This is a genomic window from Blautia sp. 2227st1_G12_2227SCRN_220401, from assembly GCF_039062885.1.
Classification (GTDB): domain Bacteria; phylum Bacillota; class Clostridia; order Lachnospirales; family Lachnospiraceae; genus Blautia_A; species Blautia_A fusiformis.
This window is the reverse complement of record NZ_JBCLNI010000004.1, coordinates 12,204-28,400: the sequence shown is the minus strand read 5'-3', so window position 1 is coordinate 28,400 and position 16,197 is coordinate 12,204. Positions and strand designations below refer to the sequence as shown.

Here is a 16,197-nt window from a genome sequence, read left to right as displayed (position 1 = left end):
GGGTCAGCCCGTTGTTCGCTCTACATCAAGAACACTTTCAACCTGACGGATCTTTTCGATCAGAGAATTCAGTTCCTGTTTGCTGCATACATTAAAGGACATGGAAATCGTGGCGCGTTCCTGCTTGTTGGTACGGCTGTTAATGGAACGAAGATCGATCTTCCTCTCTGTAAAGATCTTGGAAATATCCACCAGAAGTCCGGTACGGTTATTTGCATAAACCTGGATCTCCGCTTCGTATTTCTCGGAATCTACTCTGTCCGGCATCTGCCACTCTGCTTCAATGAGACGTTTCCGGTCAATCTCAGGCATGTTGAGCACATTCACACAGTCTGTACGATGAATGGTGATCCCTCTTCCTCTTGTTACAAAGCCTACGATCTCATCTCCCGGGATCGGACTACAGCATTTGGAAAAACGAACTGCCACATCATGAATGCCTTTTACTACAATGCCACTCTTACTCTTGGCAATGTGAAGCTTCTCCTGTGATTCGGAAGCTGCCTCCAGGACCTGTTCATCTGTAAGATTCTTCTTATGCTCCCTCTCATAGGCTTCTACCAGCTTGTTAAACACCTGACCTTCTTTCAGGCCGCCATGTCCGATCGCTGCCAACACAGAATCCCAGTCTCGGAAACCATATTTATGCATTACCGATTCCATATACTGTGGCTTAGTATATATGCCTGGTTTAAAGCCCTTGGTCTTGGCATACTGATTCAGCATGTCCTTACCCTTCAGAATATTATCTTCCTTCAGTTCTTTCTTAAACCACTGGTTGATCTTATTCTTAGCCTGTGTGCTCTTTACGATCTTCAGCCAGTCACGGCTGGGACCCTGAGAATTCTGGGATGTTATGATCTCAATACGATCACCGTTTTTGATCTTATATTCAATAGGAACAAGTTTGCCATTGACCCTGGCACCTACCATCTTGTTTCCTACTGCACTGTGCACGCTGTATGCAAAATCAATAGGTGTAGAACCGTTTGGGAGTGTTTTTACATCTCCCTGGGGAGTGAAACAGTAAACACTGTCCGCAAAAAGATCCAGATCATTTTTCAGAAGACTCATGAACTCCCGGTTATCGGACATGTCGCGCTGCCACTCCAGGATCTGGCGCAGCCAGTTCAGCTTCTCTTCCTCACTCTTTCCAGGTTTCTTACCATCGGAAGTTTCCTTATATTTCCAATGAGCTGCAATACCGTATTCTGCGGTTTTATGCATTTCAAATGTACGGATCTGGATTTCGAAAGGCTGTCCGTTAGGGCCGATCAGTGTTGTATGCAGAGACTGATACATATTGGCCTTCGGCATTGCGATATAATCTTTAAATCTGCCGGGGATCGGCTTGTACATCTCATGGATAACACCAAGAGCTGCATAACAGTCCTTCACAGTATCTACAATGATGCGTACAGCAAACAGGTCATAAATCTGATCAATGGTTTTATCCTGATTGACCATCTTCTTATAGATGCTGAAGAAATGCTTCACACGGCCATCCACCTGTGCCCTGATATTGGCATCCTCCATATGCTGCTTTACCTGTTTCACGATAGAATTAACAAATTCCTCACGGGCACTTTTGCGAAGAGCAACCTTTTCTACCAGATCATAGTAAACATCCGGCTTCAGATACTTAAGAGAAAGATCATCCAGTTCCACCTTGATCTTGGAAATACCAAGCCGCATCGCGATGGGAGCATAGATATCCATGGTTTCTCTTGCTTTCTCCTGCTGTTTCTCTGGTCTCATATATTGCAGGGTACGCATATTATGAAGACGGTCCGCAAGCTTGATCAGGATAACGCGGATATCCTTAGCCATTGCAAGGAACATCTTTCTTAAATTCTCAGCCTGAACCTCTACCTTGTCCTTGGAATAGGACAGCTGTCCCAGCTTGGTAACACCATCTACCAGAAGCGCTACTTCAGAACCAAATTCCTTTTCTACTTCTTCATACGTCATCCAAGTATCTTCCACCGCATCATGAAGAAGCCCTGCCACTATGGTCTCCTTATCCAGCTCAAGATCCGCAAGGATGATTGCAACACAGAGAGGATGAATGATATAAGGTTCACCGGATTTACGTTTCTGATCCTTATGTGCCTCACTGGCCACTTTATAGGCCTTTTCAATCATGGAAATATCTGTAGACGGATGATATTTCTTCACACTTTTTATCAGCTCCTGATAAAGAACCTCAGGGCTTGTAAAATCATGCATGGATTTCACCGCCGCATCTGCCTTCCGGACAGACTCTCTTTTTTCTTCTTCCTTCTGTATCTCAATGTTTTGTTTTTCCGTATTTTTTGTCTCTGCCATTAAATCCCACCTGCCTGTGCACAATTTCATACTGCCGTATGACTACAACAGTTCACATCCCCTTCCACCGACAAAAAATCATTTTCCGTCGTAACAGATCACAGATGCCACATTATAACCTTTGAGACGCTCACGTCCCTTCAGACCTGCAAGCTCCATAAGGAAAACCACCTTGACAACCTCGCCGCCAAGCTCCTCCACAAGCTTGATGGCTGCTTCCACGCTTCCGCCCGTAGCGATCAGGTCATCCACAATAACAACCTTCTGTCCCGGCTTGATGGAATCCTTATGCATCTCGATAGTTGCACTTCCATACTCCAGCTCATAGGTTCTGGAAACGGTCTCACATGGAAGTTTTCCTGCTTTGCGGACCAGAACAAAGGGTTTGTGAAGATTATATGCGATCGGCATACCAAAGATAAAGCCTCTGGATTCAAGACCTGTGATCACATCGAACTCCTCACCCTCCAGACAATCCTGCATAGAATCAATGGCAAGCTGTAATCCATCCGCATCCTGAAGGACGCTGGTAACGTCACGGAAAATAATCCCTGGCTCTGGAAAGTCCGGGATACTTCTTACATATTCTTCTATTTTTTTCATAATAACCTCCAATGGTTTAATTTGTCAATCAGATGTTAGATAGTATAGCACTTTTTCTGTAGGGAATCAATGTGCAACCCGACAGAACTCGTGGAATTACGACAGGTCCTGGACTGCATATTGCCCAGTACAGAGCCTTCTTTCCTGTTTTGCAGTCAATTACTCACTGTCAGGATCTGCATTTTAGTGATACCTTCTCCTGTTATTCTGTAATATAATTTCGGATTACGATCTGTAAGGTCTCTCTTCCCTGATAACGGTTGATCTCAGGATAATATGTGACCGCAATACTTCCACAGTTTTTTATTCTATCAACAAATTCATCTGCTTCGCCAAAATATACTGCTTCCACTACACAGCCGGTACTGTCTGACAGCTGAAGCTTCGCCACATTCCTATTTTTGCCAAGAATACGGCTGCTTAAAACCCGAAGTCCCTTCTGTGCAAAAATCGGTTTGGTATTTCCCTTTCCAAAAGGCTCCAGCAGGGATATCTCTTCCACAAGTTCCTTATTTATATAGGAAACCGGCATTGGCACATCGATCAGGATCTTTGGAGCCAGATCCTTTTCTGTCAGAGTACAGTTTTCGTTTAACCGTCTGCGGAACTCTTCCACATTTTCTTCTTTAATGGATAATCCTGCCGCCATAGGATGACCGCCATACTGTTCCATCAGATCTCCGCATTTTACCAGTTCCTCAAACATGGAATAGCTTTCTATAGAACGTCCGCTGCCTTTCACCATTGTTTCACCTTTTGTCAGAACAAAGACCGGTTTATTGTACTTTTCCCGGATACGTCCCGCAATAATTCCGGCCAGGCTTTCGTGACAGTCCGGTAAATAGATCACAAGAACCCTGTCCTGTCCAATTTCTGTCTCTTCCACAATACGGATCGCTGCTTCCTTTCCCTCTTCTGTGAGAGCTTTTCTGCTTTGATTCAGTGCAGTCAGATCACCGGCAAGTTTTGCTGCTTCATCTTCCGTCTCCGCACAGAGCAGTTTCAGGGAACGTGCAGCGGTATCCAGTCTTCCACTGGCATTAATACATGGTCCCAGCACAAACCCTACATGATAGGCAGTGATCGGCCCATCCTCCAGGCCATTGGCACGGATCAGTTCACGGAGACCTTTGTTAGAAGTGTGGGAAAGTCGTTTCAGGCCTTCCTTTACAAGGATGCGGTTTTCGCCCTGAAGATCCATCACGTCTCCCACCGTGGCAATGGCTCCTAATTCCAGAAAATCTTCCAGCTCTTTTTCCGGAATCCCGCATGCCTCATAGAGAGCTGTCACCAGCTTCAACGCAACAACTGCTCCGCACAATCTTTTCTCCGGATAATTACAGTCCGGCTGTTTTGGATTTACAATGGCATCAGCCGGCGGAAGGATCAGTTCTCTTCCATCTTCCGTTTCTTTATAGGGAATTTCATGATGATCGGTTATTATCACCGTCATTCCCTTCTCTTTAGCCATAGTGATTTCATTGTACGCCGCAATTCCATTATCACAGGTAACAATTACGTCAATCCCATCATTCACTGCTCTTTCGATCAGGTGCTCATGGATTCCATATCCGTCCGCCACACGGTCCGGAATATATGTATCTGCCAGAGCTCCTGCACGCTTCAGTCCTTTGATCAGAATGAAGGTCGATACTACCCCATCAATGTCATAATCGCCTATAATACGGATGCGTTTTTTTTCCTTTATTTTATTCCGCAGGATCTCCACTGCCTTATCCACATCCTTCATCAAATGCGGAGAAGCCAGTTCGTCCACCTTTCCATAAAGATATCTGCGAATTTCATCCCTGTCCTGTACATCCCGGTTTCGGATCAGTCTGGCGATCACCGGATCAATTCCGAACTCTTTTCCAATTGCCACAAAATCCGCCCGTTTTGCAGCAACAACCCATCGTTCCATGTTGTTTCCTCCTTGATGCTTTGCCGCTTTCTTTCTTCAAAGCAACACAATAACCGTATTGTAACTCATACTCCTGCATAGCTGCAAGTTTTTTATGCCACACAAAAAAACGTTCCGCCAGGAAATATTCTTTCCCGGTACGGAACGTTTCTGTTATTCAGCAATTTTATTCGGATTTCTCCTCATCATTCTGCTGCTTTGCTGCCTCCTGCGCTGCAAGGCGCTCAGCAACTCTTTTACGGTTTTTCTTCTTCGGCTGCTGAGTTGTCTGCTGTCCGGATGGCTGTTTTACCTTTTTCTCAGATTTCTCGGAAGAAATCTTTGCGGAAGCTGCTACAGCTGCCGGTGCTGCAACACGATTTTTTCTGAATGTTTTCATGGTGTACCACAGAGCACCAGTGATGCATACAGAAGAATATGCTCCACCGATGATACCTACCATCAGCGGTGCTGCAAATTCTTTAATTGAGGAAACACCCATCACATAAAGAATTGCAACCATTACAAATGTTGTCAGGGATGTGTAAATGCTTCGTGTCAGAGTTTCTGTAACACTGGTATTTACGATCTCTTTCAGTTTCTCATCCTCAACTTTCTTTCTGCCTCTCATATTCTCACGGATACGGTCGAAGATGACAATAGTAGCATTGATGGAATAACCTACGATCGTCAGCATACACGCAATAAATGTATTTCCCACAGATGTTCTGGAAATAACATAAAACGCAAGTACGACCAGGACATCATGAAGAAGTGCAAGTACTGCACTGCTTGCAAAGCGGATATCCTTGAAACGGAACCAGATGTAAAGAAGCATGAAGATCGCAGCTACGATAACCGCTACGATAGCGTCTCTTCTCATCTCATTGCTGACAGTAGCGGAAATATTCTCCGATGTGATCAGACTTGTATCTACATCAAAATTTTCCTCCAATGCCTTATTCAGTGCTTCTCGTTCCTTAAGATCCAGAGAACGTGTTTTGATCACTACCTGATTGGTTCCCTGCACCTTGGTCGGCTGTACATTCTTATCACCTGTCACTGCCTCAACAATCGGTGTTACCTCGGAATCGATCTCCTTGATATCCATCTCTTTATTGAAGGTTACATTGGTAGAAGTACCGCCGGAAAACTCCAGACTGTAATTCATGGCTTTGTCACCGATCACATTACTGTGGACCAGCATTCCTACAGGTCCGCAAAGGATCAGGATAATGGAAACAGCAAAGAAGATTTTTCTCTTTCCAACGAAATCCACAACCTTACGTTCCTTGGCAATGCCATAGAATTTCGGGTCACGAACACCAATTGCGTATACCGCATTAATAACAAGCCTGGATATAACCAGTGCTGTAAACATAGAGATCACGATACCCATTGCCAGCGTGTAGGCAAACCCCTTAACAGAACCGGAGCCAAGCCACATCAGCACACAAGCCGCGATCAGTGTTGTGATGTTTCCATCAAAAATAGCGGAAAACGCTTTGCCGAATCCACTTTTGATCGCTGCATGGACAGAAAGGCCTGCCGCGATCTCCTCACGGATTCTGGCGTAGATGATAACATTGGCATCCACTGCCATACCAATGCCCAGGATGATACCTGCAATACCCGGAAGCGTAAGGGTGATATCAAAGGCATTCAGTGTGATCAGCATTAAGGTTGTATAAAGAACCAGTGCAACAGATGCAACCAGACCTGGGATACGGTATGCGATGATCATGATCAGCATAACGATCACAAGACCGATCGCTCCGGCTTTTACACTTGTTGCGATGGCTTCTTCACCAAGCTGTGCAGCAACTACGCTGGAACGAAGCTCGGTAAGCTCAAGACTTAAGGAACCGATTCTTATGTAAGAAGCAAGATTCTGTGCCTCTTCTGTACTTGCCATTCCGGTGATCTGAGCTTTTCCGCCGGAAATCTCCTCATTTACATTCGGAGCGCTTAAAACCTGATCGTCATATACGATTGCGATCTGCTTTCCAACATTTGCCTTGGTAGCTTCCGCAAATTTGGTTTTTCCATTCTTTGTAAGAGTCAGACTGACTGCATATTTCTGGGAGCTTGTGGATGAATCCTGATAAGCACCTCCCTCAGCGTCTGCAACGTCTGTACCTTCCAGCACAACAGATCCGGCTTTCTGGATATCCTCAATACTTCTTGCAAGAACATATCCACTCTCACTGTTTCCTGTTGTAAAATTCTGGTTTCCGTCTGCATCTGTCTGATCGATAAAATACAGAGAACCTGGCTTTCCAAGTTCTTCCAGGATCGCATTTGCATCTGATACTCCTGGAATCTCAATGGTGATACGGTTGGAACCTTCCTGATATGCCTGTGCCTCAGTACTGTACTGAGAAACACGCTGCTGCATCTTGTAAACAGTATCGGACATGTCTTCCTTGCTCGGATTGCTGTCCTTAGCCTGGTATGTGATGCTGACACCGCCGGCAAGATCAAGTCCGGTGTTGATATTCTTAGCCGAACCTGTTCCTGTAGGACCAATGCCTACCGCAGCCACATAGCAGAAGAATACTGTGACAATTGCTGTCAGAAGCAGCACTGCAATTCCTCTACTTTTCTTCATTTTCTTTTTCCTCTCTTATTCCGCCAAAGCGGCTTTTATCATGATAGCGCACTCCACACGCTTCCTCTGGAGTTCGCATCCGATCTTATAATTTCCCCGGATATCTCCGCCGAAATGGTAACCATTTGCCGCACAGCCGCCGCTGCAGTAGAATCTGGCAAAACAGTCTTTACAGTCCGGTTTCGTATAGACGTTACATCTTCCAAAGTCTTTTACGATTTCAGGCTTTGTGATTCCCTCGTCTACATTACCCATAAGGTACTGTTCCTCACCCACAAACTGGTGACATGGATAAAAATCTCCCCACGGAGTAACAGCCAGGTACTCGGTTCCTGAGCCGCATCCGGAAAGTCGTTTGTATACACACGGACCACCGGTAAGGTCTATCATAAAGTGGAAGAAGTTGAATCCTTTTCCCTCTTTTTCTCTTTTGATCATTTCTTTTGCAAGAATATCATACTGTTCCAGGATCTGTGGGATATCCTCCTCACGGATCGCATACTCTTCTGTATCTGCTGCCACGACCGGCTCAACAGAAATCTGCTTGAAGCCAAGATCTGCCAGATGCAGAACATCCTGAGAGAAATCAAGATTATGATGAGTAAAGGTTCCTCTTACATAATACTTGTCCTGATTTCTGGATTCCGCAAATTTCTCAAATTTCGGCATGATCAGATCATAGCTTCCTGCACCCTTACGGAACGGGCGCATGTAGTCATGAACTTCTTTTCTACCGTCCACGCTTAAGACAACATTTCCCATTTCCTTATTGCAGAATTCCATCACCTCATCATTTAAAAGAACGCCGTTGGTTGTCAATGTGAAGCGGAATTTTTTGTTATGAAGTTTCTCCTGTTCTCTTCCGTATTTCACAAGATCCTTTACAACCTGCCAGTTCATAAGAGGCTCGCCGCCAAAGAAATCCACTTCCAGATTCTTTCTGGAGCCGGAATTAGCGATCAAGAAATCCAACGCTTTTTTTCCTACCTCAAAAGACATCAGCGCACGTCTTCCGTGATACTCTCCTTCTTCTGCAAAACAATATCTGCATGCCAGATTACAGTCATGAGCAATATGAAGGCAAAGAGCCTTTACAACGGTCTGGCGGTTTTTGGTAAATTCATCAATGATATTCTCATAAATATCTTTTGTAAAAAGCATTCCCTGTTCCTGAAGCTTCTTACATTCAGTTACAGAGGTTTCCACATCCTCTTTCTTAAAACGGTCGCCAAGCTTCTCAGCAATGGCAGCCACTTCCATGCCTTCTTCAAGATACGGCAGCACCTCATAGGTTACTTCATCTACTAGGTGGATACAGCCGCTGTTGATATCCAGCACAATATTATATCCATTACTTTGATAACGGTGAATCAGACTCATCTTCCCGCAATCCTTTCTAAAATTCTTTTATAACCCGACAAAACGCGCCCTCCGGCGCGTTTTGCTGGATACCTGTTACTTTCAGATAAAACAAGTGAAGCAGCGGATTTCCCGCTGCTTTCCACTCATTCAACGGCTGCTTCTTATTTATGCTCGCAGCTCTGGTTTCCTACTGTACAGGAAGTCTTGCAAGCAGACTGACAGGATGTCTGACATTCGCCACATCCACCCTTCTTAACCGTGTTCTGAAGGTTCTTTGTATTTAATGTCTTGATATGTTCCATGATATATCCTCCTTTATGTATTCTATTCTTCGCCTAGTATAGCATAAAATCATCGATTTTCAAAGCATTTTTTTGTAAGCTTTTACGACAGCATCCCACCAATGGCTCCGCCACCAAGACACATGAAAAAAGTAGTCAACGCATGGGCAAAGGTCATATCCCATTTCCCCTGTGCCAGAAAAGATACCAGAAGCAGCAGAACATAATAGGAAAGCCCGGTAACGATCCCCCATATATATCGGTCTTTCCGTATGATCTTTCCCGCCATAAAACCTCCGACCAGGCAGGATACTACATAAATAATAATGATCCCCACCGCCGCCGTTCCTCCTCCAAATTCAAACTGAAAGAGCAGAAACGCCAGTATCAGAAGAAAAAGTCCTGTCACTCCATAGGCTAGCAGCAATGATCGTAATATTGCTTTTCCCTTCATAAAAAAGCCCTCCCACAGTCATTATATGGGAGAGCTTTTTCTCTTATTCGTATTCATTACTTCTTTCTTTTCTTAAAAAACACTGCTACACCAGCTACAACTGCCGCTGCCACAAACAAGATCACAAACGGAAGGATCTGAGTGTTATCTCCGGTATTTACCTGTTTCTTAGATGTTGTTGCAGAAGACTGTTCTTCAGCCTCATTCTCCGCCGTATCACTGTTCTGAGAAGAAGACTGTTCCTGATCTGTGCTATCTGAAGTCAGATTCTGAGATGTCTCTGCCGTATTGGTGTCTGTACTGTCTGTTTCTGCAGAATCTGCAGTACCTGAAGATGCAGTATCCGAAGATGAAGCATCAGCTGCAGGTGTAACCGTTGCACCTGTATTGCTTTCAGCATCTGGGCCTACCAGAGATTTACTTCCAGCGATGCCAAATGGGCTGAATGAATGTGTACTGAAAGTCATTGTATCACCATCCATGCTTGGAATGATGGTCTCCATTGCGCCATTATCAAGAAGGTGTTCAATCGAATATGTATAGCCGGCCTTTACAGGTACAGTCACACTGATATACTCCCCATCCGGAATTTTATACTCTGTATTATTCTGTGTATCCCAGAGTTCAAACTCATAGGATTTAAAGATTGTTGCATCTTCTTCATTGGTAAACTGATAGTCCTCACCACCAGAAACACGAAACTGTACATACCACGGAAGATCGATTCCTGATACAGTTATTCCATCACAAGTATGATTTTGAGACGCAATTTCCTCTTTTTCTGTTTCTGTCAGATCGGTAGCTGCATTCTGAGGGCGTTTATCCTCTGTATCATCTTTCCTGTCAAAAATATTATCCTTGTTTTCTTCAGTATCAGGAGTCTCCGTAATTTCCGGGATCGCGGTAATTTCAGCATCGTTATTTTTTTCATGATTCTCATCGTCTCTATTCTCAGATGCTGCATCAGGATCCATACCATCTTCTGCCGCCGGAGTTATCGTTACAGCAGGAGTTTCCACAGCTTCTGCTTCTTCCCCATCCTGAGTTTTATTATCCTCAGATGGTGCAGCTGTTACCTCCGGAGCTTCTGTTATCTCCGGATCCCTTTTTTCCTCTCCACTGGCATCTGCTGCATCTGTTGTATCTGAAGAATCTGAAGAAGACTGCTCCGTTTTTCCTGTTGTCTCCGGATCTTCTTTATTTTCCTGAGCACTGTCATCCTGCAGACCTTCGTTCTTCTCCTCATTCTCTGCAGTGCTGTCCTCTGTTTCTTTTACAGAAGTATCTGCATCATTCTCATTGACGTCGGTTCCATTTTCCTCTTTATCATCGGTTCCATAGGATTCTCCTGAATCTGAATCAGAAGAATCGGAGCTTTCCTCACTTCCGGAATTTTCCTCTGTACTGTCAATGCTGCTGACCACAACTGTCACGGAACCTGTAAGTGTTCCTGAATTACTGTCCCACCCCGGAAGGCCTGAAAGGTCAGCACCTGCAGCAGGTTTGAACACTACCCCACAGGATTGCACACGTTTGTCCGGAACATAAGAACTATCTGCCCAGGAAAGAGTTCCATACGCATTAGATGGGAGCGCAATGTTAGCAAGAGCTGTAGGGCTGTCAATAGTTATATTATCCGGGATCACAGCACCGGATTCTATACCTGAAGAGTTCTCCGCATATGCCGGAAAGGTCTGTCCTCCGATCAGTGTCATGGACAATGCCGCTGCTGCCAGTATTGAAAAGCTTCTGCTAAATGTAATCTTTGTGTTCTTTTTCATAATAATCTGCACCTCTATATTCAAAATCTAAGATTCATATTTGCCTTTTGTCAAAAAATTCAGTTATATAAAATATCGAACGCATGTAACATGCGCTCGAACCAATATTTCTCCAAAAATTAATATCTTGTTAATCTTTCGTAACAGATATTTCTTTTTTTCGTCAAATGCATTATAACACAATTCTTTTTTTTACGACACCCCTAAATTAATTTTTTTTGAGCATCAATGAAAATTGTTTAATTATTCTAGTTATTTCCCCCATTACCTCATCAATTCCATCATTTGTCATAATCCACGTATTTTTATCTATAGAATCCACACAACACGAACTCACAAAGAATTCCGTATCCGGATAAAGCAACTTGTAATACATCAACGCACGTCTTGCATGACAGGTTTTACAGCAGAGAATCGCCTTTTTGATATCCAGGTATTCTCTGTCTGTTACCTGTCTGGAATAAATTGCGTTCTCATAAGTGTAGGTTGCCTGATCTTCTTTCAGAATCGCTTCTTCCGGTACACCATTCTGCATCAGAACATCTTTCAAAAAATCCCATTCCGTTTTGTATGTCCCACAATAACATTCTTTCTTGTCAAGAACTCCTGTAAATCTCCCTGCTGTGATACTGTATCTTCCACTGGGCAGGATCTTTGGTGCAAACCCATTCCTGTAAAGCTCCGCTGCTTTTTCCGCCATTTGAGGATATCCGTTTCCCGGAACAAAGATCACATCCGCTTTTTCCGGCTTATCTTCTATAAACATGAAATCTTCTATCTGTTTCAGAAACTCTTCGTACATTATTTTCTATGTCCTTTCTTTACCATCTGCAGCTAAATCCCGGATCAAAAGATATTTATCTGACAGGTATCCCTTATCCAGCTTTCTGTATTGCCTAATCATATCACTCTTTCGTGGCAGATGCACTAACAGATCATCTGTTTTCTATTTTGTAACGATCACTGTGCTATATCCACTGTCCCTCAGCCTTTGTTCCATATTGACCGCATTTCCAAGCTGCATATATGCTCCTACCTGAACTTTGTAAAGATCATTCTCTCTCAGGATAAACGCCGGAAATCCCTGATCTGTCAGCTGATACAACATCCTGTCTGCATTTTCCCGATTTCGAAATGCTCCTGTCTGTACCCGATAATACAATGGCTCTTCCACCGTTTCCTCATTCAATGTTCCCAGAATGGCATCTGCGATGCTTCTGGCAATCTCTTCGAATTTTTTTTCAAAAAGCTGATTATCCTTTTCCGAGTTTATAAATCCGGTCTCGATCAAAAGTGCCGGCATTTTTGTGCGCCGGAGCACTACCAGCCCCGGACGTTCTTTTACGCCCAGTTCCCGAAACCCCAGTTCTCCCAATGCTCCCAGGATATTCTGTGCCATCTGATATTTAATGCCTTTCTTATCATAGATCAGTACTTCAACTCCATTGTATTGTTCCGGCTTGGAACTGCTGTTGCGATGAAAAGAAATAAAAAAATCTGCTCCAGCTTCATTTGCAGCTTTCGCTTTTTCAAAAGGAGTCTGATAAATATCTGTAGTCCTGGTATAAACCACATCCACGCCATTCTCTTCCAGGATCTTTCCTACTGCAAGGGTCAGTTTCAGATTGTCATCCTTTTCCTTGCGATCTTTATAAACAGCACCCGGATCTTCTCCACCATGTCCGGCATCCAGAACGATTTTATATGCCATGTTCTTTCTCCTTGAGAATTTCATTCACAATATGATATGACTGTATGTTTTTTCCTGTGCCTGCATTTCATTTCATGCTTTATTTTGTTTTCCGGATCTGTTTATTCAACATATTTTCACGTTAATTCTTCTTGACTTTTAAGCGTTAAAGTGTTATATTAACACAATCAGTGTTGTATTTTTAAATAATCCAAAAATGCAGCAACATCGTGAGGAGGAAAACAATATGAAAAAGCGTATTTTAACAGCTGTACTCGCAGCAGCTCTTGTAACAGGAACCTGTGCTGCCACAGTAAGCGCCAAAGAAGAAAAGACTTACACAATAGGTATCTGCCAGCTGGTCCAGCATGACGCACTGGATGCCGCAACTAAGGGTTTTGAGGATGCCATCACTGAAAAGATGGGTGATTCCGTAAAATTTGACGAGCAAAATGCACAGGGTGATTCTAATACCTGTTCTACCATTATCAACAGCTTTGTTTCAGAAGGGGCAGACCTGATCCTTGCAAACGCAACCGCATCTCTTCAGGCTGCAGCTGCCGGAACTTCCGATATCCCGATCCTTGGAACAGCCGTTACCGAATATGGTGTCGCTCTTGGAATCGATGACTTTGACGGAACAGTAGGCGGGAACATTTCCGGTACTTCCGATCTTGCTCCTCTTGATGAGCAGGCCGATATGCTCCATGAGCTTTTCCCGGATGCAAAAAATGTCGGACTTCTCTACTGCTCAGCAGAGCCAAACTCCCAGTATCAGGTAGATACAGTAAAAGATGCTCTTGAGAAGCTTGGTTATACCTGTGAAGATTATGCATTCTCTGATTCCAACGATCTTTCATCCGTTGTTACCACAGCTGCCAATGACAGTGATGTGATCTATGCACCTACAGATAATACTGTAGCATCCAATACTGAGATCATCAACAACATCTGTCTTCCGGCAAAGGTTCCGGTAATCGCTGGTGAAGAAGGTATCTGCCAGGCATGTGGTGTTGCAACACTTTCCATCAGCTACTATGATCTTGGATACAAAACCGGCGAAATGGCAGTCAGCATCCTTCAGGATGGTAAAGATATCTCCAAAATGCCGATTGAATATGCACCAAAATTCACAAAAGAATACAACAAAGACATCTGTGACGAGCTTGGTATTAAAATTCCGGATGGATATGAAGCAATCGAAACAGATAAAACAGCTGAATAATCGGTAAAAAACCTATTATACACTGATACAGCGAGAAGGGAGTTCCCCTTCTCGCTGTTCGTGCATAAAAAAGAGGAGGATAATTTAACATGCAGATTATGAGTTTAATAACCGCACTTCCAGGAGCTGCCGCACAGGGGCTTATCTGGGGAATCATGGCGATCGGTGTGTACATTACATTCCGCATTCTTGATATTGCGGATCTTACCGTTGACGGAACTTTATGTACAGGCGGCGCTGTTTGTATCATGATGATGCTCAGCGGACACAATGTATGGGTGTCCATGCTGGTTGCAACAGGAGCCGGACTTCTGGCCGGTCTTGCCACCGGTATTTTTCATACCTTTATGGGCATCCCGGCTATCCTTGCCGGAATCCTGACACAGCTTTCCCTTTACTCTGTCAACCTGAAGATCATGGGAAAAGCAAACCAGGCGATCAATGTTGATAAATTTAATCTTCTGGTATCCCTTCGACGTGTCAAGGGTGTTGCTCTAACACAGAATACGCTTTTTATCGTAGCAATTATGATCATCATTCTGATTGCAGTCCTTTACTGGTTCTTCGGAACTGAACTCGGATGTTCCCTGCGTGCGACCGGATGTAATCCAAGCATGTCCCGTGCACAGGGTATCAACACAGACCGCAATAAGGTTCTGGGACTGATGCTTTCCAACGGACTTGTTGCTCTTTCCGGCGCTCTTCTCACACAGTACCAGGGATTTGCAGATATCAACATGGGACGTGGTTCTATCGTTATCGGTCTTGCTGCAGTAATTATCGGTGAAGCGATCTTCAGCCGTATTTTCCGCAACTTTGCACTGAAGCTGTTAAGCGTTGTATTTGGTTCTATTCTTTATTATCTGGTACTTCAGATTGTTATCTGGATGGGAATTGATACAGACCTTCTGAAAATGCTTTCCGCACTCGTCGTTGCATTTTTCCTTGCTTTCCCATACTGGAAGGGCAAATACTTTACAAAAGCCAAACAGGGAGGTAAATGATCATGCTGAAACTGATCGATATACATAAAACATTTAATCCGGGCACCATCAATGAAAAGGTTGCTTTAAACGGCGTGGATCTTCATCTGAACGAAGGTGATTTTGTTACAGTCATCGGAGGAAACGGCGCCGGAAAATCTACTATGCTGAATGCAGTTGCAGGTGCCTGGCCTGTAGATTCCGGAAAGATCATTATCGGTGGAACCGATGTCACAAAACTTTCCGAATATAAAAGAGCCGCGTATCTTGGCCGTGTATTCCAGGATCCTATGACCGGAACTGCTGCAACTATGGGAATTGAAGAAAATCTCGCTCTTGCCAAACGCCGCGGAAAATCCCGCCTTCTCCGTCCGGGCATTACCCGCCAGGAACGGGAAGAATACCACGAACTCCTGAAGATTCTCGGTCTTGGTCTTGAGGACCGGCTCACTTCCAAAGTCGGACTCCTCTCCGGTGGCCAGCGTCAGGCATTGACACTTCTGATGGCAACTTTAAAAAAGCCTCAGCTTCTTCTTCTGGATGAGCACACTGCTGCTCTTGATCCGAAGACTGCAGCCAAGGTTCTCGAGATCACAGACATGATCGTAAACCGCGATCATCTGACAACCATGATGATCACCCATAACATGCGTGATGCAATCACTCACGGCAATCGTCTGATCATGATGTGGGAGGGAAAGATCATTCTGGATATCCAGGGCGAAGAAAAGAAAAAGCTTACAGTCAAAGATCTCCTGGACAAATTCGAAGAAGCCAGCGGTGAAGAATTTTCCAACGATTCCGCACTTCTCAGCTAAACCACAAAAAAGAACTTTTATAATAGTTAGACAAACAGCATAACACATGGAAAGAACCTGGCCGGAATTTCATTCTTTATGATGGATTCCGGCCTTAATTTCTGTTCTAATGCCAAATAACGATAAACTCAAAGCACTTCCATATGTCACCTCTCTTTATC

The 16,197-nt window shown here is 44.1% G+C and carries 13 protein-coding genes; 3 read left to right on the top strand and 10 right to left on the bottom strand.

Annotated elements, in window-relative coordinates:
• Positions 1-3 precede the first annotated feature (3 nt).
• The 10 genes from ABCM67_RS02910 to ABCM67_RS02865 form a co-directional block, all read right to left on the bottom strand.
• Complete coding sequence (locus ABCM67_RS02910; protein WP_303005635.1) at positions 4-2,328, bottom strand: bifunctional (p)ppGpp synthetase/guanosine-3',5'-bis(diphosphate) 3'-pyrophosphohydrolase; 2,325 nt, start codon at positions 2,326-2,328, stop codon at positions 4-6.
• A 78-nt stretch (positions 2,329-2,406) separates the two neighbouring features.
• A complete protein-coding gene (locus ABCM67_RS02905) occupies positions 2,407-2,931 on the bottom strand; it encodes an adenine phosphoribosyltransferase (RefSeq protein ID WP_021650378.1) in 525 nt (174 codons plus the stop codon).
• A gap of 202 nt (positions 2,932-3,133) precedes the next feature.
• Entirely contained in the window at positions 3,134-4,852 is a 1,719-nt protein-coding gene (gene recJ / locus ABCM67_RS02900; protein WP_342992474.1) for a single-stranded-DNA-specific exonuclease RecJ, read from the bottom strand.
• Positions 4,853-5,018: 166 nt separating this feature from the next.
• Positions 5,019-7,442, bottom strand: a complete 2,424-nt coding sequence (gene secD / locus ABCM67_RS02895; RefSeq protein WP_342992473.1) for a protein translocase subunit SecD — start codon at positions 7,440-7,442, stop codon at positions 5,019-5,021.
• Between the two features lie 15 nt (positions 7,443-7,457).
• The gene (gene scfB, locus ABCM67_RS02890; RefSeq protein ID WP_021650374.1) at positions 7,458-8,822 is read right to left on the bottom strand and encodes a thioether cross-link-forming SCIFF peptide maturase; all 1,365 of its coding nucleotides are present in this window, start codon (positions 8,820-8,822) and stop codon (positions 7,458-7,460) included.
• Between the two features lie 143 nt (positions 8,823-8,965).
• On the bottom strand, positions 8,966-9,106 hold the full coding sequence (gene scfA / locus ABCM67_RS02885) for a six-cysteine ranthipeptide SCIFF (protein WP_015524633.1): 141 nt from the start codon (positions 9,104-9,106) through the stop codon (positions 8,966-8,968).
• Positions 9,107-9,188: 82 nt separating this feature from the next.
• Positions 9,189-9,539 (bottom strand): TIGR04086 family membrane protein, encoded by a 351-nt coding sequence (locus ABCM67_RS02880; protein WP_021650373.1) that lies wholly within the window; start codon positions 9,537-9,539, stop codon positions 9,189-9,191.
• Between the two features lie 56 nt (positions 9,540-9,595).
• Positions 9,596-11,320 (bottom strand): hypothetical protein, encoded by a 1,725-nt coding sequence (locus tag ABCM67_RS02875; RefSeq protein WP_021650372.1) that lies wholly within the window; start codon positions 11,318-11,320, stop codon positions 9,596-9,598.
• Positions 11,321-11,528: 208 nt separating this feature from the next.
• Positions 11,529-12,122 (bottom strand): YdcF family protein, encoded by a 594-nt coding sequence (locus tag ABCM67_RS02870; RefSeq protein WP_021650371.1) that lies wholly within the window; start codon positions 12,120-12,122, stop codon positions 11,529-11,531.
• Between the two features lie 144 nt (positions 12,123-12,266).
• Complete coding sequence (locus ABCM67_RS02865) at positions 12,267-13,031, bottom strand: N-acetylmuramoyl-L-alanine amidase (RefSeq protein ID WP_044960663.1); 765 nt, start codon at positions 13,029-13,031, stop codon at positions 12,267-12,269.
• Between the two features lie 226 nt (positions 13,032-13,257).
• On the opposite strand from ABCM67_RS02865, the gene ABCM67_RS02860 reads away from it, so the two are divergent.
• The 3 genes from ABCM67_RS02860 (at position 13,258) to ABCM67_RS02850 (ending at position 16,036) form a co-directional block, all read left to right on the top strand.
• Complete coding sequence (locus tag ABCM67_RS02860; protein ID WP_044960660.1) at positions 13,258-14,235, top strand: ABC transporter substrate-binding protein; 978 nt, start codon at positions 13,258-13,260, stop codon at positions 14,233-14,235.
• 89 nt (positions 14,236-14,324) lie between these two features.
• A complete protein-coding gene (locus ABCM67_RS02855) occupies positions 14,325-15,239 on the top strand; it encodes a branched-chain amino acid ABC transporter permease (RefSeq protein ID WP_021650367.1) in 915 nt (304 codons plus the stop codon).
• 2 nt (positions 15,240-15,241) lie between these two features.
• Complete coding sequence (locus ABCM67_RS02850) at positions 15,242-16,036, top strand: ABC transporter ATP-binding protein (protein ID WP_021977269.1); 795 nt, start codon at positions 15,242-15,244, stop codon at positions 16,034-16,036.
• Positions 16,037-16,197: the final 161 nt, after the last annotated feature.

What these genes read in the sequence shown, in the direction of transcription:
- ABCM67_RS02905 (WP_021650378.1), bottom strand. Translation starts at nt 2,931, where the DNA reads ATGAAAAAAATAGAAGAATATGTAAGAAGTATCCCGGACTTTCCAGAG.
- recJ (WP_342992474.1), bottom strand. Translation starts at nt 4,852, where the DNA reads ATGGAACGATGGGTTGTTGCTGCAAAACGGGCGGATTTTGTGGCAATT.
- ABCM67_RS02875 (WP_021650372.1), bottom strand. Translation starts at nt 11,320, where the DNA reads ATGAAAAAGAACACAAAGATTACATTTAGCAGAAGCTTTTCAATACTG.
- ABCM67_RS02880 (WP_021650373.1), bottom strand. Translation starts at nt 9,539, where the DNA reads ATGAAGGGAAAAGCAATATTACGATCATTGCTGCTAGCCTATGGAGTG.
- scfB (WP_021650374.1), bottom strand. Translation starts at nt 8,822, where the DNA reads ATGAGTCTGATTCACCGTTATCAAAGTAATGGATATAATATTGTGCTG.
- ABCM67_RS02860 (WP_044960660.1), top strand. Translation starts at nt 13,258, where the DNA reads ATGAAAAAGCGTATTTTAACAGCTGTACTCGCAGCAGCTCTTGTAACA.
- secD (WP_342992473.1), bottom strand. Translation starts at nt 7,442, where the DNA reads ATGAAGAAAAGTAGAGGAATTGCAGTGCTGCTTCTGACAGCAATTGTC.
- ABCM67_RS02850 (WP_021977269.1), top strand. Translation starts at nt 15,242, where the DNA reads ATGCTGAAACTGATCGATATACATAAAACATTTAATCCGGGCACCATC.
- scfA (WP_015524633.1), bottom strand. Translation starts at nt 9,106, where the DNA reads ATGGAACATATCAAGACATTAAATACAAAGAACCTTCAGAACACGGTT.
- ABCM67_RS02870 (WP_021650371.1), bottom strand. Translation starts at nt 12,122, where the DNA reads ATGTACGAAGAGTTTCTGAAACAGATAGAAGATTTCATGTTTATAGAA.
- ABCM67_RS02865 (WP_044960663.1), bottom strand. Translation starts at nt 13,031, where the DNA reads ATGGCATATAAAATCGTTCTGGATGCCGGACATGGTGGAGAAGATCCG.
- ABCM67_RS02855 (WP_021650367.1), top strand. Translation starts at nt 14,325, where the DNA reads ATGCAGATTATGAGTTTAATAACCGCACTTCCAGGAGCTGCCGCACAG.
- ABCM67_RS02910 (WP_303005635.1), bottom strand. Translation starts at nt 2,328, where the DNA reads ATGGCAGAGACAAAAAATACGGAAAAACAAAACATTGAGATACAGAAG.